This window comes from Thermoplasma sp. (assembly GCF_023256435.1).
Taxonomy (GTDB): Archaea; Thermoplasmatota; Thermoplasmata; order Thermoplasmatales; family Thermoplasmataceae; genus Thermoplasma.
The window spans coordinates 11900-13714 of record NZ_JAGDXM010000042.1; the positions used below are offsets into that span (position 1 = coordinate 11900).

At 41.7% G+C, this 1815-nt stretch carries 2 protein-coding genes; both read left to right on the forward strand.

The window, feature by feature from the left end; translation table 11 throughout:
• Positions 1-377, forward strand: a 377-nt coding sequence (locus Q0C15_RS05670; protein ID WP_297217208.1) for a TrmB family transcriptional regulator sugar-binding domain-containing protein, incomplete at its 5' end; no start/stop codon positions are given.
• A 48-nt stretch (positions 378-425) separates the two neighbouring features.
• Positions 426-1815, forward strand: a 1390-nt coding sequence (gene bgaS / locus Q0C15_RS05675; protein ID WP_297217210.1) for a beta-galactosidase BgaS, incomplete at its 3' end; no start/stop codon positions are given.

Here is a 1815-nt window from a genome sequence, read left to right on the forward strand (position 1 = left end):
TTTACTTCGAAGAGGATAATTTTATTCACGTTATGTCATATTATTTTAATCAGTCTCTCTGGAGTGTGTCAAGGATAGTCAAAAATTTCTATATCGCACGAGAGATAAAATTTTGCAATATATGGCTTACATGCGATGCAATAGATTTCATGTTCTCAAGAGGAATAAAACTGGATGCTGAAGTGGAAGGCTTCTACCATGACGACAGAAGGACGATCAAAGGTGAAATTATCAAGACCGAGAGGATCCCATTTGTTAGAAATACATTTTACATCAAGAGTGGAGATAAAACTTATTCAGTAGGTGGAAAGACTGCAACCCTGGAGGATATCAAGATGATAAATGTGAAACTTCATCCCTCAATACTACAACAATGAGTATCTGTGATTCAGGAAATTTTAAGTATATCAGGAAAATGAATTTCAATGTTTCCTAAGGGATTCAAATTTGGTTTTTCAGAAGCTGGTTTTCAGTTTGAAATGGGACTGAGTGATCCTGATCCAAATACAGACTGGTATTCATGGGCTCATGACGAGTATAACATCAAAAACCACATAGTTTCTGGTGATCTTCCAGAAAATGGGGCCGCATACTGGGATCTGTATCACAAGGACCATGATATTGCGCAGCATATTGGTATGAACGCCGCAAGGATCGGGATAGAATGGTCCAGAATTTTCCCAATATCGACCGAAGCTGTCAAAGTTGGAGTGCAGGAAGATAATGGCGATATAATCAATGTGGACATAGATGAAAGAACTTTAGAAAAACTCGAAGGCCTTGCAAACTCCAGATCCCTGGATCACTACAGACATATGATAATGGATCTCAAGAGGAGAGGTTTCTTCGTAATTGCAAATCTCTATCACTGGTCTACACCGATCTGGATAAATGACCCTTCCCGAAGGGATCGTGAGAAGGATAACGGTGTGGGAAATTGCTTCAACAGAAGATCCGTTATCGAATTTGCAAAATTTGCAGCATATACGGCCAGTAAATTTGATGATCTCGTGGACAGATGGTCCACCATGAATGAACCTAATATTTTATTCAATGGACAATGCAGCACAGATTGGAACCCAGACTCCATGGCCATAAGGAAGAAGTTCTTCACAGAAGCACACGTCAGAGCCTATGACGCCATAAAGAAATTTTCCAGGAAACCTGTAGGCATAGTATATGCAAACGGGGATATGCAGCCAAGGACGGACGAAGATAGAGAAGCGAGGGACTTAGCGGAATATGAGATAAGGTACTCGTTCTTTGACGCAATAATGAAGGGTGATCTATCATGGTACGCCAGATCGGCCGATCGCAAAGGCATAAAATATGGGTCGGATCACAGAAAAGATATGGTTGATCATCTTGATTGGGTAGGTGTAAATTATTACAGCAGAGATGTTATACAGAAGGAAAATGATCGATGGGCAATTGTCCAAGGGTATGGTTATGCCACCGGTGATAGGGATAAATCCCTCGATGGTCGTTCGGTCAGCGATACTGGATGGGAGGTGTACCCTGAAGGTATATATAATCTGGTGATGGCCTATCAGAAACGTATAGGTCTTCCGATGATGATATCTGAGAATGGAATCGCGGATGACTCGGACAGATTAAGGCCAAGGTATGTTGCTTCACATTTAAAGAATCTGGAAAGGGCTATAAAAGACGGCGCCAGAGTTGAGGGCTACCTGCATTGGGCACTCACCGACAATTATGAGTGGGCATCTGGATTCTCCAAAAAATTCGGTCTCGTGAAAGTGGACTTCAGCACCAAGAGGAGATACATCAGGCCGTCTGCATTTGTTTTCAAAG